General features: G+C 60.8%; 30 protein-coding genes and 3 pseudogenes. 11 read left to right on the top strand and 22 right to left on the bottom strand.

Annotated features, from left to right (window positions below; translation table 11 throughout):
- Window positions 1–88: 88 nt before the first annotated feature.
- Complete coding sequence (locus N2A41_RS26895) at window positions 89–1,594, top strand: phospholipase D-like domain-containing protein (protein WP_260111259.1); 1,506 nt, start codon at window positions 89–91, stop codon at window positions 1,592–1,594.
- Here the strand turns inward: N2A41_RS26895 and N2A41_RS26890 are convergent.
- Window positions 1,541–2,503 carry a lysylphosphatidylglycerol synthase domain-containing protein gene (locus N2A41_RS26890; RefSeq protein WP_162116360.1) on the bottom strand — a complete coding sequence of 321 codons (963 nt, stop codon included), beginning with the start codon at window positions 2,501–2,503 and terminating at the stop codon, window positions 1,541–1,543. The genes N2A41_RS26895 and N2A41_RS26890 overlap by 54 nt on opposite strands.
- 171 nt (window positions 2,504–2,674) lie before the next feature.
- Here N2A41_RS26890 and N2A41_RS26885 point away from each other — a divergent pair, with 171 nt between their 5' ends.
- Window positions 2,675–3,403 carry an endonuclease/exonuclease/phosphatase family protein gene (locus tag N2A41_RS26885; protein ID WP_026154489.1) on the top strand — a complete coding sequence of 243 codons (729 nt, stop codon included), beginning with the start codon at window positions 2,675–2,677 and terminating at the stop codon, window positions 3,401–3,403.
- Between the two features lie 21 nt (window positions 3,404–3,424).
- Here N2A41_RS26885 and N2A41_RS26880 read toward each other — a convergent pair whose 3' ends face one another.
- From N2A41_RS26880 to N2A41_RS26860, 4 genes are all read right to left on the bottom strand, one after another.
- Window positions 3,425–3,931: a hypothetical protein gene (locus tag N2A41_RS26880; protein WP_222385429.1), complete on the bottom strand. Its 507-nt coding sequence runs from the start codon at window positions 3,929–3,931 to the stop codon at window positions 3,425–3,427.
- 74 nt (window positions 3,932–4,005) lie between these two features.
- Window positions 4,006–5,142, bottom strand: coding sequence for an NAD(P)/FAD-dependent oxidoreductase (locus tag N2A41_RS26875; protein ID WP_260111258.1), 1,137 nt, complete (start codon window positions 5,140–5,142; stop codon window positions 4,006–4,008).
- A gap of 90 nt (window positions 5,143–5,232) precedes the next feature.
- The gene (locus N2A41_RS33365) at window positions 5,233–6,768 is read right to left on the bottom strand and encodes an amino acid ABC transporter permease/ATP-binding protein (protein ID WP_170259667.1); all 1,536 of its coding nucleotides are present in this window, start codon (window positions 6,766–6,768) and stop codon (window positions 5,233–5,235) included.
- 90 nt (window positions 6,769–6,858) lie between these two features.
- A complete protein-coding gene (locus N2A41_RS26860; protein WP_170279667.1) occupies window positions 6,859–7,686 on the bottom strand; it encodes an ABC transporter substrate-binding protein in 828 nt (275 codons plus the stop codon).
- A 183-nt stretch (window positions 7,687–7,869) separates the two neighbouring features.
- Here N2A41_RS26860 and N2A41_RS26855 point away from each other — a divergent pair, with 183 nt between their 5' ends.
- A complete protein-coding gene (locus N2A41_RS26855) occupies window positions 7,870–8,940 on the top strand; it encodes a LacI family DNA-binding transcriptional regulator (RefSeq protein WP_162116355.1) in 1,071 nt (356 codons plus the stop codon).
- A gap of 8 nt (window positions 8,941–8,948) precedes the next feature.
- Here N2A41_RS26855 and N2A41_RS26850 read toward each other — a convergent pair whose 3' ends face one another.
- From N2A41_RS26850 to N2A41_RS26775, 16 genes and pseudogenes are all read right to left on the bottom strand, one after another.
- Window positions 8,949–9,212: a hypothetical protein gene (locus N2A41_RS26850; protein ID WP_017967425.1), complete on the bottom strand. Its 264-nt coding sequence runs from the start codon at window positions 9,210–9,212 to the stop codon at window positions 8,949–8,951.
- A gap of 134 nt (window positions 9,213–9,346) precedes the next feature.
- Window positions 9,347–9,577 carry a hypothetical protein gene (locus N2A41_RS26845; RefSeq protein WP_222280698.1) on the bottom strand — a complete coding sequence of 77 codons (231 nt, stop codon included), beginning with the start codon at window positions 9,575–9,577 and terminating at the stop codon, window positions 9,347–9,349.
- Between the two features lie 178 nt (window positions 9,578–9,755).
- Window positions 9,756–10,004: a hypothetical protein gene (locus N2A41_RS26840; protein WP_026154490.1), complete on the bottom strand. Its 249-nt coding sequence runs from the start codon at window positions 10,002–10,004 to the stop codon at window positions 9,756–9,758.
- Window positions 10,005–10,067: 63 nt separating this feature from the next.
- Window positions 10,068–10,490 carry a hypothetical protein gene (locus N2A41_RS26835; protein ID WP_260111450.1) on the bottom strand — a complete coding sequence of 141 codons (423 nt, stop codon included), beginning with the start codon at window positions 10,488–10,490 and terminating at the stop codon, window positions 10,068–10,070.
- Window positions 10,491–10,530: 40 nt separating this feature from the next.
- Window positions 10,531–10,821, bottom strand: a complete 291-nt coding sequence (locus N2A41_RS26830; RefSeq protein ID WP_026154491.1) for a hypothetical protein — start codon at window positions 10,819–10,821, stop codon at window positions 10,531–10,533.
- Window positions 10,822–11,193: 372 nt separating this feature from the next.
- The gene (locus tag N2A41_RS26825; RefSeq protein ID WP_017967429.1) at window positions 11,194–11,355 is read right to left on the bottom strand and encodes a hypothetical protein; all 162 of its coding nucleotides are present in this window, start codon (window positions 11,353–11,355) and stop codon (window positions 11,194–11,196) included.
- An 84-nt stretch (window positions 11,356–11,439) separates the two neighbouring features.
- Window positions 11,440–11,628, bottom strand: coding sequence for a hypothetical protein (locus tag N2A41_RS26820; protein ID WP_080635731.1), 189 nt, complete (start codon window positions 11,626–11,628; stop codon window positions 11,440–11,442).
- A gap of 9 nt (window positions 11,629–11,637) precedes the next feature.
- Window positions 11,638–11,823 (bottom strand): hypothetical protein, encoded by a 186-nt coding sequence (locus N2A41_RS26815; protein WP_017967431.1) that lies wholly within the window; start codon window positions 11,821–11,823, stop codon window positions 11,638–11,640.
- 10 nt (window positions 11,824–11,833) lie between these two features.
- Complete coding sequence (locus N2A41_RS26810) at window positions 11,834–12,049, bottom strand: hypothetical protein (protein ID WP_017967432.1); 216 nt, start codon at window positions 12,047–12,049, stop codon at window positions 11,834–11,836.
- 91 nt (window positions 12,050–12,140) lie between these two features.
- Entirely contained in the window at window positions 12,141–12,356 is a 216-nt protein-coding gene (locus N2A41_RS26805) for a hypothetical protein (protein WP_017967433.1), read from the bottom strand.
- Window positions 12,353–14,260: a 4-alpha-glucanotransferase gene (gene malQ, locus N2A41_RS26800; protein WP_222295469.1), complete on the bottom strand. Its 1,908-nt coding sequence runs from the start codon at window positions 14,258–14,260 to the stop codon at window positions 12,353–12,355. The genes N2A41_RS26805 and malQ overlap by 4 nt, the downstream gene beginning before the upstream one ends.
- A 29-nt stretch (window positions 14,261–14,289) precedes the next feature.
- Window positions 14,290–16,047 carry a malto-oligosyltrehalose trehalohydrolase gene (gene treZ / locus N2A41_RS26795; protein ID WP_260111449.1) on the bottom strand — a complete coding sequence of 586 codons (1,758 nt, stop codon included), beginning with the start codon at window positions 16,045–16,047 and terminating at the stop codon, window positions 14,290–14,292.
- 132 nt (window positions 16,048–16,179) lie between these two features.
- The gene (locus tag N2A41_RS26790) at window positions 16,180–16,470 is read right to left on the bottom strand and encodes a type II toxin-antitoxin system RelE/ParE family toxin (RefSeq protein ID WP_017967436.1); all 291 of its coding nucleotides are present in this window, start codon (window positions 16,468–16,470) and stop codon (window positions 16,180–16,182) included.
- A complete protein-coding gene (locus tag N2A41_RS26785) occupies window positions 16,463–16,720 on the bottom strand; it encodes a type II toxin-antitoxin system ParD family antitoxin (protein WP_020486220.1) in 258 nt (85 codons plus the stop codon). The genes N2A41_RS26790 and N2A41_RS26785 overlap by 8 nt, the downstream gene beginning before the upstream one ends.
- A gap of 112 nt (window positions 16,721–16,832) precedes the next feature.
- A pseudogene (locus N2A41_RS26780) lies at window positions 16,833–17,126 on the bottom strand (response regulator); the annotation flags it as partial.
- Between the two features lies 1 nt (window position 17,127).
- Window positions 17,128–18,104: pseudogene (locus N2A41_RS26775) on the bottom strand (HAMP domain-containing protein); the annotation flags it as partial.
- Between the two features lie 168 nt (window positions 18,105–18,272).
- Here N2A41_RS26775 and N2A41_RS26770 point away from each other — a divergent pair.
- The 6 genes and pseudogenes from N2A41_RS26770 (at window position 18,273) to N2A41_RS26745 (ending at window position 22,874) form a co-directional block, all read left to right on the top strand.
- The gene (locus N2A41_RS26770) at window positions 18,273–18,725 is read left to right on the top strand and encodes a hypothetical protein (protein ID WP_162116350.1); all 453 of its coding nucleotides are present in this window, start codon (window positions 18,273–18,275) and stop codon (window positions 18,723–18,725) included.
- A 25-nt stretch (window positions 18,726–18,750) separates the two neighbouring features.
- Window positions 18,751–19,032 (top strand): hypothetical protein, encoded by a 282-nt coding sequence (locus N2A41_RS26765; RefSeq protein WP_162116349.1) that lies wholly within the window; start codon window positions 18,751–18,753, stop codon window positions 19,030–19,032.
- A gap of 2 nt (window positions 19,033–19,034) precedes the next feature.
- Window positions 19,035–19,898: pseudogene (locus tag N2A41_RS26760) on the top strand (alpha/beta fold hydrolase).
- Window positions 19,899–20,053: 155 nt separating this feature from the next.
- Window positions 20,054–21,079, top strand: a complete 1,026-nt coding sequence (locus N2A41_RS26755; protein WP_222350918.1) for an ABC transporter substrate-binding protein — start codon at window positions 20,054–20,056, stop codon at window positions 21,077–21,079.
- Window positions 21,076–22,116 carry a FecCD family ABC transporter permease gene (locus tag N2A41_RS26750; RefSeq protein WP_162116346.1) on the top strand — a complete coding sequence of 347 codons (1,041 nt, stop codon included), beginning with the start codon at window positions 21,076–21,078 and terminating at the stop codon, window positions 22,114–22,116. Before N2A41_RS26755 ends, N2A41_RS26750 begins: the two co-directional genes overlap by 4 nt.
- Complete coding sequence (locus tag N2A41_RS26745; RefSeq protein WP_260111257.1) at window positions 22,113–22,874, top strand: ABC transporter ATP-binding protein; 762 nt, start codon at window positions 22,113–22,115, stop codon at window positions 22,872–22,874. Before N2A41_RS26750 ends, N2A41_RS26745 begins: the two co-directional genes overlap by 4 nt.
- Before the next feature lie 12 nt (window positions 22,875–22,886).
- Here the strand turns inward: N2A41_RS26745 and N2A41_RS26740 are convergent, their stop codons facing one another.
- Window positions 22,887–23,354, bottom strand: coding sequence for an Lrp/AsnC family transcriptional regulator (locus N2A41_RS26740; RefSeq protein ID WP_260111256.1), 468 nt, complete (start codon window positions 23,352–23,354; stop codon window positions 22,887–22,889).
- Between the two features lie 154 nt (window positions 23,355–23,508).
- On the opposite strand from N2A41_RS26740, the gene N2A41_RS26735 reads away from it, so the two are divergent.
- Together N2A41_RS26735 and N2A41_RS26730 are read left to right on the top strand one after the other, a co-directional pair.
- Entirely contained in the window at window positions 23,509–24,687 is a 1,179-nt protein-coding gene (locus tag N2A41_RS26735) for an amino acid aminotransferase (RefSeq protein WP_260111255.1), read from the top strand.
- Between the two features lie 25 nt (window positions 24,688–24,712).
- Window positions 24,713–26,341: a thiamine pyrophosphate-dependent enzyme gene (locus N2A41_RS26730; protein WP_260111254.1), complete on the top strand. Its 1,629-nt coding sequence runs from the start codon at window positions 24,713–24,715 to the stop codon at window positions 26,339–26,341.
- The last annotated feature ends 3 nt before the right edge of the window (window positions 26,342–26,344 follow it).

The raw sequence follows: 26,344 nt of genomic DNA, 5'->3' as shown, positions 1-26,344 counted from the left end.
CCGCCGCCCATTGCAACAGCCGCGTCCTGCGATCGGGAACCCGGTGAAATTCCAGGCGTTTGTTCTCAGTCGAGAGGCCGAGGCAAACATGACCGCATTTGAAACCATGTCCGATCAATCGTACCTGACCCGAACGAAAGCGCAACATCCGTGCGGCGAAAAACAAGAAAGCACGGCACGGCGCCTGCAAGGATATGCGGAAAAGGCTGCTTTCCTGATCAATGGTAACCGCTATTTCTCAGAACTGGCGCGTGCGTTGCGGCAGGCGCGACGCAGAGTGTGGATCATTGGGTGGGATTTCCATCCCGATATTCGGATCGAGCCCGAAAAATCCGACGAAACCTTGGCCGACCTGCTGCATTCCGTAGTAGCGACGAACCCCGACCTCGAAATACGCATCCTCGTTTGGGCGCTGGGGCCGATCTATTCGGACAAATCAATCCAGTTGCTTCGGAAGAAGGATTTTCCAAAGGATGACAGGATCGATCTGCGCTTCGACCTTCCATGTACAGTACGCGGCTGCCATCATCAAAAGCTCGTCTGCATTGATGATGCCGTCGCCTTCATCGGCGGCATCGATCTGACGTCGCGGCGATGGGACACAAGGCGCCATCGCGTCATGGACAGGTGGCGGCGCGACCCTGGTGGCGAGCCCTACGATCCTCTGCATGACGTTCAGGCGATGACCACTGGCGATGCCGCCCGGATGATCGGCGACATCGCCAGGCGGCGCTGGGAAAACGCCACCGGCGAACGCCACCTGCCGTTGACTGAGAGCGTTCCCTTCACATGGCCCGCCAATCTCGCCGTTTCCATGCAGGAGATCCCGGTCACCTTGGCGCTGACCGAACCGTCGACCGCTTTTCGCAACGGCATCAGCGATGGCATCGCCATGACATTGGACGTCATCGCCCGGGCGCGGCGGCAGCTCTACGTCGAGGCGCAATACCTCGCCTCCTTCCGTGTCGCCGACGCCATTGCCGCGCGGCTGCAGGAGGAGGACGGGCCCGAGGTCATCATCATCTGCACGCGGAGCTCTCACGGCCTGATCGAAAAAATCGTCATGGGCGGCAATCGCGACCGCGTCATCCGCCGCCTCAAACGCGCCGATCGCGCAGCCCGCCTGCGCGTCTACTATCCCGTCGTGCCCGGGCCAGTGCAGAAAAAGGACAACGAGGTGGAGGTGCTCATCCACTCCAAGCTGATGATTGCCGATGATGAGCTGATCCGCATCGGTTCCTCCAATCTCAACAATCGCTCGGAAGGGCTGGATTACGAATGCGACATGCTGTTCGAGGCCGACAGCGGCGAACACCGCCGCGCGATCGCTGATCTGCGTAGCCGGCTTCTGGCGGAATATCTCGGCACCGCCCCGGAGACTTTTGCCACAGCCTTCATGAGAAGCGGCTCGGTGGTCCAGGCAATCGACGCACTCAACGACGGGCCGCGAGGTTTGCGGGAATTCGCCGTCGATCTGTCGGGCAGCATTTCGCCGATTCGGGGTACTGGCCTCTTCGATCCGGCTCGGCCTTTCGCACCCCTAGACCGACTGGGCCTCGGGGCGCTCGTCCGCCTCCTCATCCGCCCCGCGTGATTTCCGCCGGAAGATTACCTCGCTGATAACAAGGAGCATGGTACCGAGCGCCAGCGGAATGAAGAAATAGGCACAGCGGAATGCAATCAGCGCGCCGATCGACGCCTCCTTCGGCACCGCGTAGGAGACAGTTGCCTCGAGCACGCCGAGACCGCCCGGAACATGCGTTGCGATGATCGCCGAATTGGCGAGCACGTAAGCCGTTACCGATCTGAAGAAGGCAACGTCGCCGAAGGTGGAAAGCATCTGATGCAGACAGGCGGAGACGAACATGAAGTTGATCGTCCCAATTCCGACCTGCGCAACCGCGATCGAAAATCGCGGCAGCTGAAACGACCAGCGCCACAGCCGCAACGTGCCGCGGACGAAAAGCGCCAGAGACGCATAGACGACCGGCACCATCAGCGCCAGTGAACCGAAGACACGGGCGCTTGCAGGATCGATGCGCAACAGGCGCCCGGCATCGCCGGGATTGATAATCATGGCGAGGCCGCCGAGCGCGATGAGCCCGAGCCCCACAGTGACACCGCAAAACAAGATGACTTTCGCCACGTCTTCCGTCGTCAGCCCCCAACGCGAATAGTACCGATAGCGGAAGGCGCCGCTGCTTAGTCCGGCAAACCCGATATTGTGGCCGAGCGAAAGGCTGACGAACGAGGCGAGTAGAATGTTCCGGTATGGCAAGGATTTGCCGAGCGAGCGGATCGCCAGGAGGTCGAAGCAACTGAGGCAGAGATAAGATGCCGCCGTAAACAGAAGCGCTGTGCAGAAGGTCAAGAATGGAATGCTGCGAACCGATTGGACGATCTCATCCAGGCTGTACTGTTGGAAGATCCGATAGAGAAGGAAGACCGCAAGACAAAGGGCGGCAATTAATAATCCATTCCAGATTATGCTTTTCAGGCTCATCTATTATCCATTCCGAAGCGCGATGCGCAGATTTTGCGGGCGAGCGCTTCCCCCTGCCTTCGAAGAAAGCACGAAGGCGTTACGTCGATCATCTGGAACGATCAAACGAGTTCTGTGTTCCCCCGAAGGACAATTTCCATGTCCTGGGGGAACGAGCTTTCAGCGGGGCCGATGCCGGATCAATCAATCAAACTCCTGACCTATAATGTGCACAGCTGCATCGGCGGCGACCGGAAGCTCGATCCCGGCCGCATCGCTTCTGTCATCGCCGAGGCGAAGGCTGATATCGTCGCTCTTCAGGAGGTCGATGTTCTCCGGCGCAGGACCGGCGGTGTTGACCAGGCCCATGCGATCGCCTCGCTTTTGAAGATGCAGGCTCATTTCCATCCGGCGCTGTCGATTGCCGAGGAGCAGTATGGCGATGCGATCATCACGGCGCTGCCGACAGGCGCGGTCAAGGCCGGCCCGCTGCCATCCATTGGCGAACAGCGCGGCGCTTTGTCTGTCGAAATACTGGTCGGCGACAGAAAACTGCTGGTCGTCAACACCCATCTCGGCCTTCGTGGTCGCGAGCGCATCCGGCAGATGACGACATTGCTGAACCCCGGCTGGCTGCGCGGCACGGCGGATGAGCCTCTTCCAACCATTCTCTGCGGCGATTTCAACGCCATTCCGTCCTCGGCGACCTACCGACTTGCCGCGCGGTCATTGAAAGACGCCCAGCTCGCAGGCGGCGCCGGGCCGAAAGCGACCTTTCCGTCGCGCTACCCGCTGATGCGCCTCGACCACATCTTCGTCACTGACGATCTCATCGTCAAACAGGCGGCGGTCTTGGAAAGCCGCCTGACAAGGATCGCATCGGACCACCTGCCCCTGCTCGCCGAAATCGGCTTCGCCTGATAGTCATCGGCATTGATGACTTTACCGGGCGAGCTTCCGGTTCATCACCGCCGCCACCAACGGCAGCGCCGTCGTCGCCACGGCTGCCAGAGGCAACCTCATGATGCCGCGCGTGACGACGAAGGCCGCCGCCATAGCACCTGCCAGCTTGAGCCAGGGCTGATTGCCGAGCTGCGCATGCGCGCTGGCATCGGCCCATCGGACGTTCTCCGTAACAACGGTCGCGGCCTGATGTTTGATCACGTGAAGGCGAGCCCGTAGGTTTTCGAGTTCTTCTCTCAGTTCTTGCAAACGGCCTTCCAAGACATGACCTTCGTAGATCGGGAGGGGCTCCTCGACGGTGTCTGCAACGGAAGCATAACCACCGAGCGTCGCAATATATGCCCGATATTCGGCCTCGCTGGCGAAACCCTCACGTCTAATAAGATCAGGGTTGATGCTCGCCTCTTCAAAGGAGGCCGGCGCGATTTCCACACCGTCGTGCATATCCTTGTTTGTGCCGGTGTCCCCGAGTTCGTCCTTGAACATGATGCGTCTCCAGTTGTTCCTGGCGATAGAACGCTCGAGGGCTCAGAAGGATGCATCGGCCTCCGCTCCTGCCTTCATCTTCGCGAGGCGCTGAAACGCTCCGGCCGAAAATCCGCCAGCAGCTGATGGCGACGTCCAGTGCCGATCTCGTCCGCCAGCAGTTCGCCGGCAATTAGGCCGAGGGTGGCGCCGCTATGGCTGAAAGCGACGAAATAACCCGGGATCGACGGCAGTTCGCCGAAGACGGGCTCGCCGTCGCCCGGAATGGGCTTCGGCCCGACCCCATAATCTTCGACCTCCAGCGCCGGATTGCCTTCGAGAACCCTGGAGGCCTCGCGCAGCAGCCCCTCCAGCGTCGATTGTCTGATTTCGTAGCTGCCGTCGGGCCTGACACTCACCTCTTCCTCGGACCAGGCGGAATCGAGCGCGAAGCCACCGTTGGGCGTCGGCCGGATGGCGACGCGAGGGGTGTTGAGCACGGCCTTCAGCGGGTGGCGGATCGGCTTGGTCCGGACGAGAAGCGCGACGGGCGTTGCATCGCCGATATGCTGGCCGACCTCGGCCACGATTGCGGGGACGTCGCCGCCGGCAGCGAGCAGCACGGCATCCGCATCGCGGCGCATGCCGTCTGCCGTGATCACGCCACGGGCACGCCCGCTTTCGACGTCTACCGTCGCGCGACCCGCGTCCGTGATGATCTCGCCCCCCAACGTGCGGTATTCCTGCGCCAGCACGCCGATCAAGGACGGAAGATCGACCCAGCCCTCCCCGGGATTGAAGATCGCGCCTTGGCGCGTCACAGTACTCGCGTCCACACCTGGCGTTACCCCAGCAATTCTTTCCGAGGAGAGCCATTGCGCGTGATAGCCTAGCTCACGCTCATAGTCGAAGACCTCGGCGATCTCGTTGCTGGCATCGTCCGCATCCCAGGTCAAGCCGCCGTTGAAGCGCAGCCACGGCGCGTCGGGATTCCGGACAGCCAGCGTGCGGTAGCGATCTATGCCGGCCAACCGCAGCCGGTGATAGGCCTCGGTGCGTTTGCGTGCCGAGTTGAGCCAGGCGAGCGAACGGCCGGAGGCGCCATTGGCAAGCGGGCCGTCATTGACGAGCACGGTGCGGACCCCGAGCCGTGCCAGATGGACAGCGGTCGAGACGCCAAAGATGCCGCCACCGATGACGACGACCTTGGAAGGCTTGATGGAAGCGTTCATGTCGATAACCTTGTTTTCTGCTCTTACTAGATGAAATCCGGCACGCCGGCGTGAGGACGACCGGGAGCACCATGCGTTGCCTCAGGCGCTTCAGAGAACTTCAGCAAGGAAGCGCTTCAGCCGCTCGCTTCGGGGATTGTCGAAGATCTGCTGCGGGCAGCCCGCCTCGACGATGCGGCCCTCATCCATGAAGACGACCTGATCGGCCACCCTGCGCGCAAATCCCATCTCATGCGTCACCACGGCCATCGTCATGGCCTGGCGGCCGAGAGCGGCCATCAGGTCAAGCACACCTTTCACCAGTTCGGGATCGAGCGCACTCGTCACTTCGTCAAACAGCATGATCTCCGGATCCATGGCCAGCGCGCGTGCGATGGCGACGCGCTGCTGCTGCCCACCCGACAGACCTGCCGGCCGATGATCCCTGCGTTCTGCGAGACCGACCTCGGCCAGACGTGCCTCGGCGATGCGCCGCGCCTCCTGCCTCGGCATCTTCTTGATCTTGGTCAGCGAAAGCATGACGTTTTCAAGTGCCGTGTGGTCGGGAAACAGGTTGAAGTGCTGGAACACCATCCCCACGCGCCGGCGCAGCCTCTCTTGCTTCATCGCCAGGATGCTCTCGCCATCGAGCAGGATGTCGCCGCTTTTCGGTTCGACAAGCCTGTTCATGCAGCGCAGCAGCGTCGATTTGCCCGAGCCGGAAGGGCCGATGATGCAGGTGACGGTGCCGGCGGCGATGTCGAGATCGACACCCTTGAGCACGTCGAAATCGCCATAGGCCATGGTGAGGTCGCGGATGTTCAGGACGCCGCCTTTGAAGCGCGGTGTCCTCTCCTCGGCCGTGCCCGTGGGGTGGGGGCCGGCAGCGGCCCGCAATTCGCTTACCTCGACCAATCCGCTCGCAGCACCCGAGCCGCGGCCTTGTTTTCCGAGGCGCAGTCTCGCATCAATATAATTGACAAAGTGGGTCAGCGGCACGGTGATGACGAGATAGAAGACGCCCGCCAACAGCAGCGGTGACAGATTGCCCGTGACCACCGCCTGATCTTGCCCAACACGGAAGATTTCCCGCTCGGAGGCGAGCAATCCCAGGAAGTAGACAAGGCTGGAATCCTTGACGTTTCCGATGAATTGATTGACCAGCGCCGGCAGAACGCGCCTGATGCCTTGTGGAATGACGATCAGGCGCATGCCCTGGCCGTGGCTCATGCTGAGCGCCCGGCAGGCTTCCATCTGGCCGCGCTCGACGCTTTGAATGCCGGACCGGAAGATTTCGCCTATATAGGCTCCGGCAATCAGGCTGAGCGCCAGGATGCCGAGCGGAAATGGAGACGGACCGAAGATCTCGCGCCCGATACGGGCAAAACCCTGGCCGATGATCAGGATCGTGACGATCGCGGGCAGCCCGCGGAAGATATCGGTGTAGATGCGCGCCGGCAGCCGCAGCCAGCGGGATTGCGAGATGCCCATCACAGCAAGCGCCATCCCGATGATGACGCCGAGCACGGTAGAGGCGGCGGCCAGGATCAGCGTGTTCTTGAGGCCGACGCTGATCATGCTCGGCAGAACGTCCGCCATGGCGTCCCAGTCCAGGAAGCTGCGGCGGAGATTTTCAAGCCAGTTCATTCAGATCCCCATGAATTCTTACCCGGCGCAGACGCCGCCGTCCGGCAGAGCCTTGGTAAGCCGCCCACCATGAGCGGGCGGCTTGCGGCGTCACTTCTTGGGAAGATATTGTTCCGGCATCGGTGAGCCGGGGAACCACTTTTCGTAAAGGGTCTTCCAGGTGCCATCCTGCATCGCGTCGTGAAGCGCGCCGTTCAACGCCGTCCGGAAGGCATCATTTCCTTTTCGGACCACGAAGCCTGCCGGCGCATCGAAGGACGGGATGTTTACCGCAACCTTCAGTGCGGGATAGCGCTCGCCATATTGCTTGGCAGCCTCGTAGTCGAGAAAATGCGCATCGACCGTTCCGTTGTTGAGCGCGGCCACGCCGGAATTGTTGTCGGGGAATTTCACCAGATCAGTTCCCCCGAAATTCTTGGCTGCATAGACTTCCTGCAAGGTTCCCTGCACGACGCCGAGACGCTTGCCCTTGAGGCCATCGGCATCCTTGATACCGGCATCCGGGGTCAGGACGGAGAGATAACCGGCGAGATAGCCGTCGGAAAAGTCGACCGTCTTCTTGCGGGCTTCGGTGGTTCCGATCGCTGCAACGGCAACGTCGAACCTTTCGTTTGCGACCGACGGCAGGAGTGCAGAAAATTCCTGGCCCGTGAACGTCACCTTGTCTTTTGGAAAGCCGAGGCGGGAGACGACGTTGAGAAACAGTTCGATATCGAAACCGGTGAACTGGCCGTCCGCAGTCGCAAACGTATAGGGCTTGGAATCGCCCATCGTGCCAACGCTGATAGTCCCTGGCTCGATCAGGTTATAGGGATTGTCAGCCGCCGCTGCGGAGCCTGCGCCCATCGCAAGAAGGCATGTTAAAAGGCCAGCGCGCAATGGGGCGAGGGTGGCCACGAATGATTCAAAAGGCTTCATGTTCGTTCTCCGCTCTGAAAGGAATGCTCTTGTCGGCATCGTCGGGTCGCCCTGCCCCGCCACATATGCGGCTAAAGGCTTCCTGGACAAGATACCGGTCTCCCGTATAAAGAGACCGGTCTCATAACATATTTGATATCCGTCAATTGACCGGTAGTCAACAACTCTTGTAGTCCTCAGCTCATGGAAGATTCCGCTCATCCGAAACGTTCAGTCACGGTCGCCGACGTCGCGAAGGCCGCAAAGGTCTCGAAGGCGACGGCCGCCCGCGTTCTCGGCGGCTACGGCGTGGTCAGCGCCAAGGTCACAGATCAGGTGATGGCGGCTGCCGCCGCCCTCGAATACCGCCCGAACGAGCTCGCCCGAAGCATGAGCACCGGAAGATCCGGCATCATCGGGGTCGTGGTCGGCGATATCGAGAACGCTTTCTTCAGCCTGGCGGTGCGCGGCATCAGCGATGCGGCCCGTCTTGCGGGCTTCAACGTCATCATCGCGAATTCGGGCGAAGAGCTGGATGCGGAAAAATCAGCCGTCGACCTCCTGATCGGCAAACGCGTCGATGGCCTGATCGTCACGCCTGCCCGTTGCGACAGCGTCGATCATCTCCAGCACGTCCGCCGCGCCGGCGTGCCATTGGTTCTGTTCGACCGGGCCATCCCGGAACTCGAAGTCGACGCCGTGACCGGCGACGACCGGAATGCGGCCATCACCGCGACCCGGTACCTGATCGGGCGAGGACATCGCCGCCTCGCCTACGTCTCTGCCATGGATGCCGGCGACGGTGGGCTCACCGATATTGGGTGGATCTCGAATTCCGCCGTGCGCGAACGCGTGGAGGGTTTTGTCAGCGTGCTGACCGAGGCGGGTTTGTCGAGCCCTCTTCATTATGTCAGGCTTGGCGCTACCGACCAGCATCAGACGGACGCCGTGATCAAACGCCTACTCTCGGATGGATCGCCGCCAACGGCGCTGCTAGCTTCAGACAGCCTCGTCGGTTTGCGCATCTTCAAATCGCTGCAGTCGCTCGGCCTGTCGATCCCCAAGGACGTCTCGATGATTTCGTTTCTCGACGCGGACTGGACCAGCGTCACCGTTCCGCCGATCACCATCGTCGACCAGCGCGTCTATGAGATGGGCAAGCTTGCCGGCGAACGGCTCGTCGCCCGCATCGAACGCACCCCCCTTGCCGTCGAACATCTGCGCGTCAGCACGAACCTCGTCGTGCGCGGTTCTGTCGCGACGATCGACCGGTGAGATCGCGGCTAATCATAGAGCTCGCCGTGACCGATCTGCGCCTGTCTGGCTGGTGTGTCGCTGATCGAGGGATCGTCGGCCGGATCGGGATCTCTCTTGTTGGCATCGCTCATAAACTGCGCGGCCTTAAGCAATGCCGCGGTGATTTCTTCGGTGCCCCATCCGGCTTCATTGGCAGCTGCGATCACCCTTTCCAAAGCGTCGCGTGCGGCAGCGGTCGCCTCTTCGAAGCGCTGCGCGGGGAATTCGGTCTTCGGTGATGGAAAGTTCATCGGCGTTCCCTCCATGTGTATGGCAGTTGGAGGATGAACGCAGGTCGCGGGAAATGGATGCACGACTATGGTGATTTAACCCGCGGAAGCCGGTTCGTACCCAACCGAAAACGGTCGACGACGTCTTTCCCGCGTCAGATGACGGTCTGCAATAGAAACGGCGAGCGCTCCACTGGACGCTGGGCAAGAATCCTCAGCATTGCGGGGCCTTGTATGCCACTGGTCGTGCGCGAACGACCGTCGTAATAGACTACGGTCATGACCTGATTGAGAATATCGTACCTGATCTGTGCGATCGTTCGGGTGTGAACCGGAAAAATGAATTCATCGGGGCTAATTTCCAGCCCGGTGGTTTTCAAGGTCATCGCGATGCCTCAGCAACAATAGACATTTCGGCCCGACCGATGGTCTGAGCCCAACGGCGCCTATCAAGCACATATTGCTGCGACGGTCGCGTGACATCGGCGTGACACGCAGAATCGAGATAATCAAATGCGGGCCGCGGGTCTCGTAGCCGTCGGTCGGAAGCCTGGCGATGAGCCGTCAGTGCACCGTTCTGCAGATTGCGTGCACGTGGGCACCTTTCAGCGAATATTCAACCGAGCGGACCAGCGAGCGGACGGCCTCGTCCACATTGAAAACAATGTCTCCGAGTCGCTCAATCTCATAGTCGAGCTCGTACACTTCTACCTCGTCAAACTCTTCACTCTGCAGCATCCGCCGCATCGCCTCGATCAGACGCTCCGTCTGCCCAACGATATCAAGTGCACTTCTCACGATAATATCGAACATGTAATCCCTCGCTGATGATGGAGCGTCGGGCATATCGATGATTTTCGCAATCCTGAAATCTTGTTAGAGCCGGTCGCGGACAGAGTCATAGAGCTCGCGCAATTCGTCGAGTGCCGGCCGATAGCGATAGCGATAGCGCCGCGGCGGCTCTGCACGACGTCCGGTGAAGATAAGCGCTAACGCGCCACATACAGCCGCCACCACGACCAATGTCGAGACCGGATGACGCTTCACGGCCGCCTGCGTCTGCCGCATTGCGTCGCCGGCATTCCCCTTGGCCGATTGGGCGGCGTTGGCCACCCGCTGCTGGAGCGCGTCGATTTGTTTTCGCAGCGCGCTCAGGTCTTCCTGCAGATCAGACTCTGCCTGCCTTGGAACTCCGACGGAGGCGGTATTCGTATCAATGATGGCTTTTGGCACGGGCTCGCCAATTTTGGCTCCCGTGGTGTCGAGTGTTTTCGTTGCTGTGCTCTTGCGGGGCGGCATGATCATTCTCCTTCCTAATCTCTCAAGGCAACTGCTCGTTTTAGTCGTCGTCGAGCGAGAAAACCGGGCGGTAATGGCGCTCCGCGATAAGCAAGCTCCTGTCGGGTCGGATGACGTAGATTTCCTCAACCTCGCGTCCCCATTGATCGGTGAAGGTGTGCGGGAAGGATGAACCTGCGGGCGACTTCGTCAACTTGGTGCGGGGCTGACCACCATAAGTGATGCTGCCAGGAATGGGAGCGAGGCCTGACGACGAATAACCGCCTACACTCGTCGTGCAGCTTGTCAGCATAAGGGCGAAAACCAGCGCAAATCCTATCCTTAGCTGCATCGGAACCTTCACTTCTTCCTGTCCCCCGAGTGTTGCTCGTCTTTCGCCAAGGTAACCAGGCTTGAGGGACATTTGTTCCAGAATTTGCCTGAGACATGAGACAGGCGAGGCTCCCGATTGAACCGGAACAACCCCGTCATCGCGTAGCTTGGTCAGCAAAGGAGATACGCTGTTGCGGATTGCTGACTGGCGCAGCCAATCGACAATCGTAAGGGCGCCAAGGCGCTGGGACTTGTCAGCGGTATTAAATCAGGAATCGCACTGATGAAAGAATAGGATTTGCACGAGGGACTAAGAACAACCCGAACGCAGCATCAGCGTCCCAGCGGTGCCGGCGCAAGGACGAGTCGGCAGCGGCGGACGCCGCTGCCGCTACAGCTCATCGCTGCGACGCTTCACTGCGTGCTTCAGCGCAATCAGATGTTTGCGCCGCTCAAGCATATAGTCGGCATAGCCGACACAGATAAACAGCAATGTCGGGCCGGCGAAGATGACGATGAGAGCCAATGCAACAAGAATGAATGCGGTCGTCATGGTCTGTGTTCCATCATATTGGTCATGTTGTGCGGAAGGACCTCGTGCCTTCCGCCGATCAGTTTCCACCGCTGCGGCTGCCGCTCACTTTCGCTGCGGGTCGTGGCTGTGATGGCGATCATGCTCACCGCCACCGCCTGAGACCTTGCTTTGCGTGCGCCTGTCCGGCTCTGCCGCCGGCTTGGGTATTTCGAGCGGAGCCTTTGCGTTTTCATGCGATGCGCCGGGGCCACCCTGACGGATGGTCGACGGGCTCTTCTTCGATGTAGACATCGATGCCTCCTACCGGTCCTGCTGGTTACCCTGATGGGTCGTATTGATCTTGCTATTGCCTTGCTGCCCCTTCTTGTCGGGGTTTTCAGCGCTGCTTGCCATTTCGGCATCGTCAGCACTGGTCCTTGCTCGCTTGCCAGCGACGCCCTTGCCGCTGACATTCTCGGCTGGAACGGGGGGTAACCTGCTGCTCATCAACGTCTCCTCATTCAGGATCTCGATTGGCGCTGTGATCTGAATATTGCTCAGTCTGGACCGTCTTGCTGTCGAGGCCGCGCTCCTTGGAGTGCCGGGCCTTGTCGCGGTTGGAAAGGACCATGTTTTCGGGAAGCTGCTCCTCGTCGAGATTGGTCATCGCGCCGCTGCCGTCGCCCTTCCCCTTCGCTCCGGCGCCAATATGTTTTCGGTCGGCATTTGCCATAGTCTTTCTCCCTTCGGTTATCAGGTCAAACAATCAAAACCCGCGGAGGTTCCGCCTGAAAAACAAATCGCGACAGCAAGGGCGGGTGTTCCTACGATTTGTCCAGATGCCTGCGCAGTTCGTCCTTATGGATGAAGTGATCGGTTTTGCCCGGCTCATGATCGGGATGTGAAACCTCCACATCGAGTTCATCAGGAAGCGCGATCGCCTGTTTGGCGTTCATGATGCCCAGCGCAATTCGCCCTTCTTCGGTATCTACGGCGACTTCGACCAGCTGTTTCTTAGAAATCATCTCGAGGATCCTCATCCTTGCCTATTCAGAATCCGCCCATCTGCTATTCGTTCCCTCGCCCCTCGATTTTGCGGCCTTTCTTCTCCCATCGCCGCCGTTACGCGCTTGAGTAGCGGACTCGACGTCATATCCTCGAGCAACACCGATAGCTTCGGCCTCCAGTTCGGATAGCTGTCGCTCGTGCCTGGAATATTGGTCGGCTTTTTCTCGTCGGTGAGATCGGCAAGACGCACTGCGGCGAGAAGCGATGGAGTCCTGGCAATGAAGCGATAGGCGCTGACGGTCAGTTCCCGCAGCGCCTCCCGACTTGCCCGCGCGGTAAGCCCAGCGGGCAGGTCGAGGCCGGCCGCCTTGAGCGCCGCCTTCAGGCTTCTCCGCTCGCGCTTACGATGTTCGAGATGTCTTTCGGTAAGATCCGGCGGCACGATGCCGTGATCGCACCGGTCCTGAATGTCGGCGCCGCGCCACCAACCGGCAAGGGTCCGGTGGTCGTGCGTCGAAATGCAGGCCAAAGCGAGCACGGGATAGGTGTCCGCCGGCTTGAAGCCCTTCTCGTCCTGTTCATAGGAAAGGATGCGGTAGGAGAGAATGTGGGCTGCCGCCAGATCGTCCTGCAATCCCTTGGGGATCAGTCCCAGGTCTTCTCCGATGACGAGGCACCGATGCTCGGCGGACACTTCTGCGAGGATCTGCAGGAGCCGATCCTGGGGATAGCGGACATAAGCGCCGTCGTCTGGTTTGCTGCCCAATGGCACCAGGAAGAGGCGGCGAAGCGCTGCGGCGTGGTCGATACGAATGGCGCCCGCATAGCGCATGGCAGCGCTCACCATGCGCCGGAAAGGCGACATTTCTCCTGCCGCGATCGCGGAAGGCAGGTACCCAGCGAGGTGCCAGTCCTGTCCATCTATGGCGAAGGGATCGGGTGGGCTGCCGATCGTGGCCTTCGAGAGATAGATATACGGCTCGCTCCATGTCGCCGAGCCGTCGACCGCCTCCCCGACGGCAAGATCGAGATAGAGTCCGATCCGCAGGCCGGCCTTCCGCGCCCGGTCCGCTGCCTGCATCAGCTGCCGATGGGCGAGCCATTGCAACCACATGTGAAAGCGCACATCGTCCGCGTGTCCACGCTCGAATTCGGCGACGGCTGCGCTGTCAAAGCGCTGGAAATCCGCCGGCCACCGTTGCCAGCCAGCGCCCGCCCCCCGCTCGACCATGGAAAACGAAAGGCATTCGAAAAGCGCGTGCAGCCGCAAGCTGTTTCCTCCTTGCGCGACGAAGGCATCGAAATCAGCCGGATCATAAGCCTCGTCGATCACGCTGCGCCTTCGCCAGACCGGCCAGAGATCGCGAAGAGCCTTCAGCTTGATCTCTGCGACGCCGACGTAGTCGACGAGATCGGTTTGGCGAAGGCTTGCCAATTTCCGTTCGAGTTCCGGGTCACAGGCAAAACCCGGCAACCGGTCGACCGCGACATAGAGTGGGTTGAGATGCTGGCGGCTCGAGGGCTCGTAGGGACTGCAACGCTCGGGATCGGCGAGAAACGGCGCGTGAAGCGGGGTGAGGCCGATGAAATCGGCGCCCAGCGATCCCGCGAGATCCGCCATATCCGAGAGATCCTCGAAGTCTCCTATGCCCCAGTTACGTGCCGAACGGAGTTCGTAAAGCTGCAGGCTTATGCCCCAGACCGGCGTTTTGGAAAGGAAATCCGGCAGAAATGACCTGGCGATCTTCTTGGCCGCAGGCTGCCGCCGCGGCGCACCGATCTCGTGATCAGCCGCTCCCGCCAAGTCGATCTTCAGTGCCTGAAGGATCTTGCGTTTGGTCTCGCCTGATATCGCCACCTCTTGATTGTCGGGACTGGGCCTGGTCAGGCCGATGCCGTGCCGGCGGGCGAGCTTGTCGAGGTCAGCAGATTTCATCGTTCGATCGCCTTCCTGTCAGCGCGCCATCAAGCCTCGCTGATGCTCCAGATCACCGTCCATGGCGCGAGTTTGCCACCATCGCTGCCGCCGAGACGGAAGATCGTCTCGCCGACGTCTTGCTCCGAGACGAGCGGCGCCGCCTCGGCGCCGAGGTTGGCGTGCAGATGAAGACGTCGGTTTTGCGCCAGGCTCCAATCCACCGCGAGCGCGCTTCCCGCCGAGCGATAGACCGCGTTTCCGGCGCCGGCGCCTTTGAGCAAAGGCACGATCCTGCGGTGCCGGAGGTCGAGAAGCGTCCTGTAAAAATCAAGGATCTCGGAAGAGGTGAGTTTCGACCAGTCCAGCTTGGCGGCGGCGAAGGTCGATGGCGCCGTCGGGTCGAGAAGATCGTTGGCGTCGAATCCCGGCAAACGGGAGAGCTCCTCGCGACGGCCCTTCCTGACCTTCTCGTTCAAGTCCTCGTCGAAATCGCAGAAGAAAGGGAAAGGCTCTTTGGCGCCCCATTCCTCGCCCATGAACAGCATCGGGATCTCCGGCGCCAGCAGGTAGATGGCGACGACGGCCTTGACGACATCGGCAGGGCTCGAAGCAAGTATCCGGTCCCCCAGCGCCCTGTTGCCGATCTGGTCATGGTTCTGGATGAAGGAGATGAAAGCGGTGGGCGGGAGGTGGCCGCTCGGCCTGCCGCGGCTTCCACCGCGGTAGGGCATGTGTTCCCCCTGAAACACGAAGCCTTCCGCCAGCGCCCGGCCGAGCTTGCCGGCGTCACCGGCGTAATCGGCATAATAGCCGAAGGTTTCGCCCGTGGCGGTGATATGCAGCACATGGTGGACATCGTCGTTCCACTGGGCGGTGAACAGCCTCACTTCCCCGTTTTCGTCACGCTGCAACAGGTCGCTGTCGTTTTCCTCGTTTTCGACGATCAGGTGCACATGCCGGCTGCACGCCGCCCTGACACGCCGGGCAAGCGCGTGAAGCAGATGCTCGGCGCTGTCGTCCTTGATGGCGTGGACAGCATCGAAGCGGAAACCGTCGAGCCTGAACTCGGTGATCCAGTAAATGGCGTTCTCGATGATGAACTCGCGGATCATCTCGGATCCGTCGCCGTCGTAGTTGATGCCGTTGCCCCAGGGCGTCTTGTGATGATCGGTAAAGAGTGGCGCATAGGCCGGGATATAATTGCCGGCCGGCCCGAAGTGATTGTAGACCACGTCCAGAAAAACCGAGATGCCGCGCTGATGTGCTGCATCCACCAGCGCCATGAAATCTTCCGGCCGGCCGTAGCTGCGGTCCGGAGCATAGGGAAGCACGCCATCATAACCCCAGCTGTAACGTCCGGGGAATTCACTAAGCGGCATGATCTGCAGTGCCGTGACGCCTAGCTGCTGCAGATAGTCGAGATGCTCGATTGCCGCCTTGAAAGTACCCTCCGGCGTGAAGCAGCCGATATGCATCTCGTAGATGACCATCTCTTCCCAAGGCCGACCCGCCCAGTCGATCGTCTTCCAGCGATAGAAGGAAAGGTCGACCACTTCGCTCGGCCCGTGCACATCCTGCGGCTGAAACCGCGAGGCGGGATCGGGAATTTCGAGACCGTCCGGCAGGACGAAGCGATAGCGGGTACCGACACTGGCATCCGCGACCGTATAGTGGTGCCAGCCGTTTCCGAGCGCCTGCATCGGCCGCGGATCAGCGCCTTCGAGTTTCAGCGACACGCTTTCATGCAAGGGAGCCCAGAGGCGAAACAAAATGCCCTCTTCGGTGAATGCGGGGCCGAACTTCATTTTGGTCAAGGGAAAGCCTTCGATGAAGTGAGATTGGATTTGGGTAACTTTTGCGGGAGCAAAAAGTTTCGTCAGCAAGCGGACGCGCGAAGGCGGCCGCTGTCACCATTCACCGAAACATAGAAGTCTGGGTCAGTCGAGCCAGGTCGCTGGCTCGCGCATTCCATGTACGACCACGACAATTTCGGCGCCGTAACTGGTCGGCTCATAGACCGCGATGTAGCGCCCCTCGACAAGTAAGCGGGCCGCGGGGCTGATTTCCGGGCGCGCAGGTCCCATTTCGGGATGAGCGGCGACCAGTTCGAACTTTTCAAAAAGTTTTTGCAGGAGCCTGTCGGCAGCCAGTTCATTGTGAACGGCGATATTGCGCCAGATATCGCGCATCTGGCGCTGGGCACGCGGAGACAACTTATATTTAGCCACGAACTGCGCGTTCTGCTTTCAGTTCTTGCAGGAAGGCCGCAGGGTCAATCTCTTCGGGTTCGCCGCTGGCTTTACCTTCGGCATATTCCCGCTTGAGTTTTTCCAGTTCAAGCGCGCGAATTTCCTCCCGCTGTTCCAGCAAGCGGAGGCTATCACGCATGACTTCGCTGGCGCTGGCATAGCGTCCACTTTCAACAAGCTCACGGACAAAGCCTTCATAGCGAGGCCCGATATTATAGCTGGAGGGCATGGCAATACCTTTCATCGAAGCCATGTTATCAGTTTTTGATAACCTGGACAAATAAAACTCCCGTCAACCGCCTTGACTGCGACCCGAAATTGCGGCGCCGGCACTTCGACTGTCAGGCCGCCGCGACTTTGCCCGAGAGAGCCTGATCCATCGCCGCCTGAAGCTGTTCCTGCGTGAATGGTTTCTTCATCCGCAGCATCCGGCCGAGGCCATGGTCTTCGGAAAACTCGGCATAGCCCGAGGCAAGGATGATGGGCAGGCCTGGAAAGGAGGAGCGAAGGTGGCGCGCAAGCTCAGCGCCCGCCATGCCCGGCATTGCATGATCGGTGATGACGAGATCGCAACCCTGTCCGTCGGCAAAGAATTCCAACGCCTGGGAAGCGGAAGATGCCTCTTGCGGCAGGTGCATTGCCGCGTGCCACGGCCGTGGTCACCTGGGCGATATTACGGACCTGGGCCGTGAGGTTGCCGCACATGGCGTTGACGGAATCGGTCAGGTCCTTCCAGGTGCCTGCCACCCCAGGCACCAGAGCCTGCCCGCCGAGCTTGCCTTCGGTGCCGACCTCGCTGGCGACGCGCGTCACTTCCGAGGCGAAGGACCTGAGCTGGTCGACCATGGTGTTGAACGCTCCCTTGAGCTGCAGGATTTCGCCGCGCACGTCGACGGTGATCTTCTTGGAAAGATCGCCATTCGCAACAGCGATCGTGACGTCGGCGATATTGCGCACCTGCGCCGTCAGGTTCGAGGCCATCGAGTTCACGCTTTCGGTGAGGTCCTTCCAGACGCCGGTCACCTCAGGCACCTGCGCCTGACCGCCGAGCTTTCCGTCCGTGCCGACCTCGCGCGCGACGCGCGTCACTTCCGACGTGAAGACACTCAGCTGCTTGATCATCGTGTTGACGATATCGGCCGAGCGTAGGAATTCGCCTTTGAGCGCCCGCCCGTCGACATCGAGCGGCACGGTCTGCAAGAGATCCCCTTTGGCAACCGCGGTGATCGTGCGCGTGACGGCTGTCGTCGGCCATAGGAGATCGTCGATCAAACCGTTGATCGATCCTTCCATTTCGGACCAGGAGCCGTCCGACAGGCCGAAGCGCACGCGCGTGCTCGTTCGCCCGTCCCTGCCGACCACCTGCCCGACGTGCTCGAGCTGCTGGGCCATGCGCTGATTGGCGGCAATGATGTCGTTGAGGGCATCGGCGACCTTGCCGGTGAGGCCTGTCAGGTCGGACCGCATTCGTACGGAAAAGTCGCCGCGCCTGACCGCGACGAGAACTTCCAGAAGCGCGCTGGCGTCGTCGAACGCCATTGTTTTGTGGTCATGCCCATTGAGGCTGTCTACCGCAACGTGTCGCGCGCGAATTCGCTAGTTTGGTTGCTCACGAAAATTCCCCTCTTCGAACAAACCTAATTTAGTGCTCCGCCGGAAAAAGGCTATGGGCGTCCATAGGGTTGCAGAGAGAAGCCAAACCGAAGATCAACGGCCAAACTTTGCCCGCGCGGGAACAGTTTCCGCTCGACCGTCGTTTCCGCCCAGACAAGGAGAGTGACATGTCGAACGTCTCAAGGACAGGCAAAGAAGAGATCAACAATGCAACGAGCTCGACGACCTTCGGAAGGTCGGTCGAGAGTCAGGCGCAGATGCAGGATGCCGCTGCGGAGGCATCGCCCGAAACCGGCGGCGAGGTCCTCAATATCTATCGGCTGGAACCCATCGCCAAACCTGACGATCCCCGGTGGGACAATGCTCCCAACCACGGCGTCATCGTCGTTGCCGCGAGGACGCCCGGCGACGCCAGGATCGTCGCCGCGGCGCGTGAACTCGATTTCATGGAAGTCGATGCTGCGCCCGCCGAGGACGTCACCACGGCGAATGCCAGCGCCTTTCGCGACGACAAGCTCTACACAGTGATCGAGATCGGTCGGGACAGAAGTGATATAGAGCGAGGTATCCTCAATGGCACGGTCTCTGTCGACACGATCCGGCCGATCGAGCCAGACTAAAATCCTTCTTCACCTGGGAGTTCTCATGAATACCGCCAATCTGCAGCTCAAGGGCCTGATCATGGCGATGGCCTCGCTATGTGACGCAATCGTCGAGAAGGAACTGCTCACGCGCGGGGAAGTTGACGCCGCGCTTTCAAAGGCTCAAAAAGCGATCGAGGAGGATGACGACCACGAGCTGTCCGGCGCCAATCTGGCAGCGATCCTGTTTCCGATCCGCGTGCTGCGGCTTGCCGGCGAAGCCGGTCGCAAGGGCGAAGGGGCCACGTTTTCTGAATACGCCAAGCGCGTCGGGAAGCTCAGCTGAGCATGTTCGAAGACTTTTCTCTCGAGACCGTCGACGTTGGGCCGGGGGCGTTTCGCGTCCGTCACGGCGGAACGGGACCGGCCGTTCTGCTTCTCCACGGCCATCCTAGGACACATATGACTTGGGGCAAGGTGGCCGATCTGCTGTCGCCCTACCTCACGATCGTCTGCCCCGACCTGCCTGGTTTCGGCCGCTCCTACCTGCCGCTCGATACTCCCGACAGCCGCAACTCTTCGAAGCGCGCAAAGGCGGGAGCCCTGGTTGAACTGATGCTGAGGCTGGGACACGAGAACTTCGCGGTGGCCGGCCACGACCGCGGAAGCTTGGCTGCCTTCCGCATGGCGATGGATTATCCCGAACGCGTGCAGAAACTCATCATCGCCGACGGCATCCCCGTCATAGAGCATCTGGAACGCGCCGACTGGAAATTTGCCAGAGACTGGTACCACTGGTTCTTCTTCGCTCAGCCGGAAAAGCCGGAACGGGCAATCTTGGCCGCTCCCCTGGCATGGTACGACAAACTCTCGCCGGCACTCATGGGAAAGTAGGCCTATGACGACCTCGTCGACATCATCCACGATCCAGCAGCGATCCATGGGATGATCGAGGACTACCGCGCCGGCATCCGCATCGACCATCTCCACGACCGCGAGGACCGCGACGCCGGCCGAAGAGTGACCTGCCCCATGCTCTGTCTCTGGTCGCTGCGCGACGACATGGAACAGATCTACGGCGATCCGGTCGCCGTCTGGCGGAACTGGGCGGATGACGTGCGCGGCTTCGGCATAGACAGCGGCCATCACGTGGCCGAGGAGAATCCTGGAGCGCTCTCGCAGGCGATCCAGGAGTTTCTCGAGCACGGATAGCACCTGAGCTCGAGACGCACTCCGGTAGTGTCGCCATCCCGCTACCTGCGCAGCGTTGTCAGTTTTCGCTATAAGTTGATCTTTCCTCTCTTGTTTTAGTCCCACTCCTGTGGCTATACCCCGGCCGCATATGTACACGCACCGGGATTTCTTTCGTGACTAACCTCAAACCACTTCTGGCCGCCTGCGGCCTCTCAACCATGATCGGCCTTACCGCAAATCCGTCTTTGGCCGGTTCGACGACCTACCCGCTGACCCTGGAAAACTGCGGTGCGCAGGTGACGTTCGAGAAGGCGCCCGAACGGGCGATCGGCCTCGGCCAGAACAGCGCTGAAATCCTGCTGCTGCTCGGCCTCGAGGACAAGATGGCCGGCACCGCCTTCTGGCCGAGCAAGGTTCTGCCGCAGCTCGCAGAAGCCAATGCCAAGGTCAAGCTTCTGACCGTCGAGATGCCGACCTTCGAATCGATGCTCGCCGAAAATCCTGATTTCGTCGCAGTGGCTCTGCCGAGCCTGGTCGGGCCGAACAGCAAGGTCGCCAAGCGCGAAGATTTCGACAAGGTGGGCGTCGCCACCTATCTCTCGCCCAGCACCTGCCTCAGCACCAAGGACGTCAAGGACCAGTATGGCAGCCGCGCCGAGCTGTGGAACATGGATCTTCTCTACAAGGAGATCGACGAACTCTCTGAGATTTTCGACGTCGCCGATCGTGGCCAGGCGCTGATCGCCGACTTCAAGGCGCGCGAAGCCACGCTTCGCTCCAGCGTTTCGAAGGAGGGCAAGAACCTTTCCTACGTCTTCTGGTTCTCCAGCCCCAGCCCGTCGGCTGACGCTTATCTCGGCGGCAAGAACAGCGCGTCCGGCTTCATCGCCGACCTGCTCGGCGGACACAATGCGATATCAGCGGAAGCGGAATGGCCGACGCTCGGCTGGGAAGGCATCATCGCCTCCAATCCCGACGTCATTGTCGTCGCCGGTCTCGACCGCAACCGCTGGGAGCTCGACAAGCCGGAGGCGAAGATCAATTTCCTGAACACCGATCCGGCCGTCAGCCAGATCCCTGCGGTCAAAAACAAGGCGATCGTGATCATGGACGGCCAGGCGATGAACCCGACCGTCCGCACGGTCTACGGCGCCGAGCAGGTGGCCGAGCAGCTGAAAGCCCTCGGTCTGTTGAAGTGACGGACGCGGGCCGCCTCTTTCGGCAGCTGGGAGTGGTCACGGCACTGCTCTCGGCCTCCGTCTGCCTCATCGCGGTCGCCATCGGCGTCAGCGTCGGGATCGGCGATCTGCCGATCCCGCTCGCGACCACCTTTTCGGCCGTCACCAACCGGCTAGGCTGGACCGCGGTCGAGCTGAACCGCATCCATGAGACGGTGATCTGGGACTATCGCCTGAGCCGCGCGCTCGTCGCCGCCTTCTGCGGCACGGGCCTTGCGCTGTCGGGCGCGATCATGCAGTCGCTGCTGCGCAATCCACTTGCCGAACCTTATGTTCTTGGCATCTCCGCCGGCGCCTCCTCCGGCGCCGTCGCGATCGTCATCCTAGGGATCGGCGCCGGCGCGGTCTCACTTTCCGCCGGCGCGTTTGCCGGTGCCTTCGCAGCCTTCTTCTTCGTCGCCCTGCTGTCGAACGGCACGCGCGGCGGAGCGGATCGCACCATCCTTGCCGGTGTCGCCGCTTCGCAGCTTTTCAACGCCACCACGTCCTATATCGTCACCACCTCGGCCAATGCGCAGCAGGCCCGCGACGTCATGTTCTGGCTGCTCGGCAGCTTCGGCGGCGTGCGCTGGCCGGAATTCGCGCTGGCCTCGATCGTCGTCGGCATCGGCCTCGTCGGCTGCCTGTTTTACGCCCGCGTGCTCGACGCCTTCGCCTTCGGCGACGAGGCGGCATCCTCGCTCGGCGTCAATGTCGGCCGCGCGCGGATGGTGCTCTTCGCGCTGACGGCAATGATGACGGCGACGATCGTCAGCATGGTGGGGTCGATCGGCTTCGTCGGCCTCGTCGTGCCGCATGTCGCCCGCTTTGTCGTCGGGCCGCTGCATGTCCGTCTGCTGCCGGCCTGCGCCATAACAGGGGCGATCTTCATGGTGCTCGCCGACATTGCCGCGCGCGCCCTCATTCCGAACCAGATCCTGCCGATCGGCGTCGTCACGGCCTTGGTGGGCGTCCCCTTCTTCTCGATCATCCTCTACCGGTTCCAGCGCGCGTCATGAGCATCAAGGCCGACAACCTCACCTGGAAAATTGGCAGGAAGACCATTCTGGACGGCGTTTCCATGGAGGCGCAGCCCGGCCGGATGCTCGGCCTGCTCGGGCCAAACGGCTCGGGCAAGACCTCGCTGCTGCGGCTTCTGGCCGGCCTGAAGCGACCGCATTCGGGCCGAGTCACGCTCGACCGGAGCGATATCTGTACGATCAGCCGCGGGTCGATCGCACGACGCATCGCATTCGTCGAGCAGCACGCGACGACGAACGTCAATCTGAAGGTCGTCGACGTCGTCAAGCTCGGCCGTTTCCCGCACCGATCGATGTTCTCGGGCTGGACGAGGGCTGACGAAGAGGCGGTCGAGGCCGCGCTCACGCGCGCCGGCATGACCGAAAAACGCGACGAACGCTGGCAGAGCCTGTCGGGCGGAGAAAAGCAGCGGACCCATTTCGCCAAGGCGCTCGCCCAGTCGCCGCAGGAGCTGATCCTCGACGAACCCACAAACCATCTCGACATCCAGCACCAGATCGGCCTGATGCGGCTCGTCTCCGGCCTGCCGATCACCAGCATCGTCGCCCTGCATGATCTCAACCATGCAGCCATGTTCTGCGACGAGCTTGTTATCATGCAGCAGGGCAGGATTGTCGCCTCCGGCACGCCGCAGGAGGTGTTGAGCGAAGACCTTCTGCGCGACGTCTTCTCCGTCGAGGCCCGCATCGAAGCCTCGCCCCATCATTCGCGTCCACATATCCATTATCTCAGGTGACAGCGGTCGCTCTCACGTCACGATCTGCAGCGGCAAAGCGGTCGTCTTTTTGATGGTCTTGAGGACGATGCTCGATTTGACCGATGCCAGATTATCGGTGACCCGGATCATTCTTTCGAGAAACTGGCTGAGATGGTCGAGGTCGCGCGTCATGACCTTCATCAGAAAGTCGGCGTCACCGGTCTGCGAATAGCATTCCAGGATCTCCGGCGCGGTCTCGATGAAACGATGGAGCCGCTCGTTTCCGCCTTCCGTATGCGCGCGCAGGCTGACAAGCGTATGCGCAACGACGGTGAAACCCAGCTTCACCGGATTGATGATGGCGACAACGCTCTGGATATATTGCTCCTTGCGCAGTCTTTCCAAACGACGTGCGCATTGAGTGGCGGACAGGTTGACCTTCTGGGACAGCTCGCCCTGCGTCACCTCGCTGTTTTGCTGGAGGGCGGCAAGCAATTTGATATCGAACTGGTCGAGCATGGCCTGCCTCTCATATAAGGGGAATTTCTGCGTAATATACCCGCAATTCGCCGATTGTCTGCACCGACGCGACTATAAAAGGAGATAATCGCAGAAATTCGTCGCGAAAGTTCCGCTAATCTCCGGCCAATGACATCAAAAAAGAGGTGGACCTGTGTTTGAGGAACTGAAGAACCGGCCGGCCGACAGCCTGCTTGCACTCATCAAGGCCTTTCAGGCGGACGAGCGCTCCGGAAAGATAGACCTCGGCGTCGGCGTTTATCGCGACGCCATGGGACGCACGCCCGTCATGCGTGCCGTCAAGGCGGCGGAGCGGCTTCTTCTTGAGACTCAGGACAGCAAGAAATATCTGGGCCCCGAAGGCGACCTGCAATTCGTGCGCCTGCTTGAGCCCATCATCTTCGGAAACTCCCCGAAAATCGCCGACCGCCTCGCCGGCATTCAGACGCCGGGTGGAAGCGGCGCGCTCCGACTCGGCGCAGAACTCATCCAAACGGCAAATCCATCGGCGAAGGTTCTCTTGGGGACGCCGAGCTGGCCCAATCACGCACCGATCTTCAGCTCGGCGCGCTTGCCGCTAAAGGAGTACGCTTTCGTTGACCTGGTGTCGCAGCATGTGAAATTCGAAAGCGTGGTGGACACCTTGTCTTCCGCCAACGCGGGCGACGTCGTGCTGCTTCATGGTTGCTGCCATAATCCCACGGGTATCGATTTCACCATGGAGCAGTGGCGAGAGATTACCGGTCTCCTCGTTGCGCACAGGCTGGTGCCGTTCATCGATCTTGCCTATCAGGGGCTGGGCGACGGTCTCGAACTGGATGCCGCGCCCACCCGCATGATCCTCGATGCGGTCGAGGAAGCGCTGATCGCCTATTCCTGCGACAAGAACTTCGGTCTCTATCGCGAGCGCGTCGGCGCGCTCTATGTCGTGGCCCGCAATGCCGACGACGTTGCACAGGCCGAAAGCAATATGGCGGCCCTCGCCCGTGTCAACTGGTCCATGCCGCCGGATCATGGGGCGGTCGTCGTCAGGACCATTCTCGAAAGCCCCGAAATGACGGCAATGTGGCGCACCGAACTCGGAGAAATGTGCGAGCGCGTCAACGGCAATCGCGCGGCGCTGGCCGCTGCCTCTCCCGAGCTGGCCTTCATCAGCCGGCAACGCGGGCTGTTTTCCAATCTCTCCATGCGCAAGGAAACGGCGGTCGCGCTCAGGGCAAACCACGGCATCTACATGGCAGATTCCGGGCGCATGAACCTTGCCGGCATGCAGCCGGCCGATGCCGGCGCAATCGTCGCGGCGCTCCGGGCCGAAGGCTGCCTGAGATCGTAACCGAACGCAGCATTGGAGGCTCCGAATGAGCAGGAAAGAAACGACCGGCCAGGCGATCACCCGTTCGCTTGTCGCCCATGGGATCGACACGGTCTTCGGCATCCCGGGCGCCCATATGTATGATTTCAACGACGCCCTTTATGATGCCGGCGATAAAATCCGGTTCATTCACACCCGGCACGAGCAGGGCGCCGGTTACATGGCCTATGGCTATGCCAAGTCCACCGGCCAGATCGGCGCCTATACTGTCGTTCCAGGCCCAGGCGTCCTCAATTCCGGCGCGGCTCTCTGCACCGCTTACGGCGCCAATACCCCGGTCCTGTGCATCACCGGCAACATCATGTCCCACCTGATCGGTCAAGGCAGAGGACAGTTGCACGAACTGCCGGATCAGCTCGCGACGATGCGCGGAATTACGAAAACGGCGGAGCGGATCAATCACCAGTCCGAAACCGGTCCTGTCACGGCCGGGGTCGTCGCTAAAGTGCTCTCCGGCCGCCAGGGTCCAGGAGCAGTCGAAGCGCCATGGGACGTGTTCGGGCAATTCGGCCCAGAAACCGATCTGCCTGTCGGCACGAGAGCACCTCATCCGGCCGTCGACCCTGATCAGGTCGCTGCCGCGGCGGCACTGATCTCAGGTGCGAGCAACCCGATGATCATGGTTGGTGGCGGCGCGGTGGATGCCGGAGCGGAAGTCGCTGCTCTTGCGGAATCGCTGCAGTCGCCCGTCACGTCCCATCGCTCCGGCAAGGGCATCGTCGCCGACGACCACCCCAACTACCTGAATTTCGTCGCGGCCTATGAATACTGGCGGAAGACGGACCTCCTGATCGGGATCGGCAGCCGGCTGGAATTGCAGTTCATGCGATGGAAGTGGCTTCCCAAGGATCTCAAGGTGATCCGCATCGATATCGATCCGACCGAGATGGTACGTCTCAAGCCGAACGTTGCGGTGGTCGCCGATGCCAAAGCTGGAACGCAGGCTCTTCTCGATGCCCTGGCAGGTTCGAGCCGCACGGATCGCACGCGCGAATTTGCCGAACGCAATGAAGAGGCAAGGTCTCGCTTCTCGGCAGTGCAGCCGCAGCTCGCCTATCTCGATGCCATTCGCCAAGCCCTGCCAAGGGACGGCTTCTTCGTCGAGGAAATCTGCCAGATGGGCTTTACCGCCCGATTTGCATTCCCGGTCTATGCCCCTCGTCAGTACGTGACATGCGGTTATCAGGACAATCTGGGTTTCGGCTTCAACACGGCCTTGGGCGTGAAAGTCGCCAATCCCGACAAAGCCGTTATTTCTGTTTCCGGCGATGGCGGCTTCATGTTCGGGGTTCAGGAACTTGCCACCGCCGTCCAGCATAAGATCAATGTCATCGCCATCGTCTTCAACAATTCGGCTTATGGCAACGTACTGCGTGACCAGAAGCAGGCGTATAAAGGCCGTTATCTTGGCTCGGAGCTGACCAATCCCGACTTTGTCGCGCTTGGCGAGAGCTTCGGCATTCGAGCATTCAAGGTGACGAGCCCTGGAGAATTGAAACACGCGATCGAGAAAGCCCTCTCTCTCGACGAACCTGTTCTCATCGAGGTTCCCATCGAGAAGGGATCCGAGGCGAGCCCTTGGCCTTTCATTCATCCGGCTCCGCACACCGAATGAATA

The sequence above is a fragment of the Rhizobium sp. SRDI969 genome, from assembly GCF_025152725.1.
Lineage (GTDB): Bacteria > Pseudomonadota > Alphaproteobacteria > Rhizobiales > Rhizobiaceae > Rhizobium > Rhizobium leguminosarum_I.
This window is presented reverse-complemented; position numbering and strand designations above follow the sequence as displayed.

Coding starts and splice junctions, on each gene's coding strand:
- N2A41_RS26895 (WP_260111259.1), top strand. CDS start 89: ATGACCGCATTTGAAACCATGTCCGATCAATCGTACCTGACCCGAACG.
- N2A41_RS26890 (WP_162116360.1), bottom strand. CDS start 2,503: ATGAGCCTGAAAAGCATAATCTGGAATGGATTATTAATTGCCGCCCTT.
- N2A41_RS26885 (WP_026154489.1), top strand. CDS start 2,675: ATGCCGGATCAATCAATCAAACTCCTGACCTATAATGTGCACAGCTGC.
- N2A41_RS26880 (WP_222385429.1), bottom strand. CDS start 3,931: ATGTTCAAGGACGAACTCGGGGACACCGGCACAAACAAGGATATGCAC.
- N2A41_RS26875 (WP_260111258.1), bottom strand. CDS start 5,142: ATGAACGCTTCCATCAAGCCTTCCAAGGTCGTCGTCATCGGTGGCGGC.
- N2A41_RS33365 (WP_170259667.1), bottom strand. CDS start 6,768: ATGAACTGGCTTGAAAATCTCCGCCGCAGCTTCCTGGACTGGGACGCC.
- N2A41_RS26860 (WP_170279667.1), bottom strand. CDS start 7,686: ATGAAGCCTTTTGAATCATTCGTGGCCACCCTCGCCCCATTGCGCGCT.
- N2A41_RS26855 (WP_162116355.1), top strand. CDS start 7,870: ATGGAAGATTCCGCTCATCCGAAACGTTCAGTCACGGTCGCCGACGTC.
- N2A41_RS26850 (WP_017967425.1), bottom strand. CDS start 9,212: ATGAACTTTCCATCACCGAAGACCGAATTCCCCGCGCAGCGCTTCGAA.
- N2A41_RS26845 (WP_222280698.1), bottom strand. CDS start 9,577: ATGACCTTGAAAACCACCGGGCTGGAAATTAGCCCCGATGAATTCATT.
- N2A41_RS26840 (WP_026154490.1), bottom strand. CDS start 10,004: ATGTTCGATATTATCGTGAGAAGTGCACTTGATATCGTTGGGCAGACG.
- N2A41_RS26835 (WP_260111450.1), bottom strand. CDS start 10,490: ATGCCGCCCCGCAAGAGCACAGCAACGAAAACACTCGACACCACGGGA.
- N2A41_RS26830 (WP_026154491.1), bottom strand. CDS start 10,821: ATGCAGCTAAGGATAGGATTTGCGCTGGTTTTCGCCCTTATGCTGACA.
- N2A41_RS26825 (WP_017967429.1), bottom strand. CDS start 11,355: ATGACGACCGCATTCATTCTTGTTGCATTGGCTCTCATCGTCATCTTC.
- N2A41_RS26820 (WP_080635731.1), bottom strand. CDS start 11,628: ATGTCTACATCGAAGAAGAGCCCGTCGACCATCCGTCAGGGTGGCCCC.
- N2A41_RS26815 (WP_017967431.1), bottom strand. CDS start 11,823: ATGAGCAGCAGGTTACCCCCCGTTCCAGCCGAGAATGTCAGCGGCAAG.
- N2A41_RS26810 (WP_017967432.1), bottom strand. CDS start 12,049: ATGGCAAATGCCGACCGAAAACATATTGGCGCCGGAGCGAAGGGGAAG.
- N2A41_RS26805 (WP_017967433.1), bottom strand. CDS start 12,356: ATGAGGATCCTCGAGATGATTTCTAAGAAACAGCTGGTCGAAGTCGCC.
- malQ (WP_222295469.1), bottom strand. CDS start 14,260: ATGAAATCTGCTGACCTCGACAAGCTCGCCCGCCGGCACGGCATCGGC.
- treZ (WP_260111449.1), bottom strand. CDS start 16,047: ATGAAGTTCGGCCCCGCATTCACCGAAGAGGGCATTTTGTTTCGCCTC.
- N2A41_RS26785 (WP_020486220.1), bottom strand. CDS start 16,720: ATGCCCTCCAGCTATAATATCGGGCCTCGCTATGAAGGCTTTGTCCGT.
- N2A41_RS26770 (WP_162116350.1), top strand. CDS start 18,273: ATGTCGAACGTCTCAAGGACAGGCAAAGAAGAGATCAACAATGCAACG.
- N2A41_RS26765 (WP_162116349.1), top strand. CDS start 18,751: ATGAATACCGCCAATCTGCAGCTCAAGGGCCTGATCATGGCGATGGCC.
- N2A41_RS26745 (WP_260111257.1), top strand. CDS start 22,113: ATGAGCATCAAGGCCGACAACCTCACCTGGAAAATTGGCAGGAAGACC.
- N2A41_RS26740 (WP_260111256.1), bottom strand. CDS start 23,354: ATGCTCGACCAGTTCGATATCAAATTGCTTGCCGCCCTCCAGCAAAAC.
- N2A41_RS26730 (WP_260111254.1), top strand. CDS start 24,713: ATGAGCAGGAAAGAAACGACCGGCCAGGCGATCACCCGTTCGCTTGTC.